Origin of the sequence: Methylobacter sp. BlB1 (genome assembly GCF_015476545.1) — a bacterium.
Taxonomy (GTDB): Bacteria; Pseudomonadota; Gammaproteobacteria; order Methylococcales; family Methylomonadaceae; genus Methylobacter.
In genome coordinates, this window is record NZ_JADMKV010000178.1 from 1 (window position 1) to 1092 (window position 1092).

Genomic DNA, 1092 nt, shown 5'->3' on the forward strand with positions numbered 1-1092 from the left:
ACGACAAAATCGCTTGGTAGTTAAAGTACGACAAAGTCCCTTGGTGTTAACAGATGCACGCGTAAAAATCTGGACCTGATCTAACGGGTCTCAACAAAATCTGACATTGAAAGTCTGAGTTCGACTCACATCTGCCGGCCAGGTTATCTTCCTTGAAAGACTAAAACCCCTCCCATTCCAGCTATTGCAGTTTGGTTTGTGAATAGTGCAATATAGGGCACTGCCGCAATATGGTGGTTAAAAGCTGCATAGAAAAACGAGAGACCAGATGAAAATTTTGATAGCTGCAATGATTATTTCTTTCGCAGGTTCTGCATTAGCTCAGGATAAAATCGATCGCATGAACGCTATTAACATGGAATCGTTCACGCCGGATACGGTCAAGTGGAATGACGAACCGATACTCCCAAAAGGCGCTCAAAGTGTAGTTCTAGTTGGTGACCCAAACAAAGCAGGAGTTTTTATAGCTTGGCTGAAATTTCCGTCCAATTATCCAATTCCACCACACATACACCCATTTACAGAGGTAATTACAGTCCTGCGCGGCAAATTAGGCAATGGCATGGGTGAAATCTTCGACATGAAGAAGGGGGAGATGCTTAAAACAGGTTCCAGCTTTGTGTTACCCGCTGACCACACTCATTATGTCTGGACAACTGATGAGGAAACAATCGTGCAGTTAATTGCCACTGGGCCATGGGGCATTACTTATACAAACCCTACTGATGATCCACGCAAGAAGAGACCCAAATAAGCGTATAACAAACAATTGCAGTTGAAATGCGACGCATATCATCGGTTTCACCTGAATTGAACGTTAAGTGAGCTATTTGTAGCTATAAAGTAGCCGTTCAGAAATACACATTGACTGGCAGAAGATGTTAAGGTTGTCTGATGTCTGCACGGCTGACGGTGTGCGGCCGAGCTTGGCGGGCAGGCGTCAGAAGTCTCAAGGAAAAAAGCCGCGGACGACATCGCGGTGAGTCTGCGCGGTAGGATGCGGTGAGGTACGAACCCCATCGTTCGCGATCGATGCGCATCACTGCGTTCAGCGCATATATGGACTCCTCCGTTTTGCAAGCTTTTTCTCTT

1 protein-coding gene is annotated in these 1092 nt (G+C 45.9%); it reads left to right on the forward strand.

Annotated features, from left to right (window positions below):
- Positions 1 to 268: 268 nt before the first annotated feature.
- Entirely contained in the window at positions 269 to 754 is a 486-nt protein-coding gene (locus tag IT781_RS21900) for a cupin domain-containing protein (protein WP_194972290.1), read from the forward strand.
- Positions 755 to 1092: the final 338 nt, after the last annotated feature.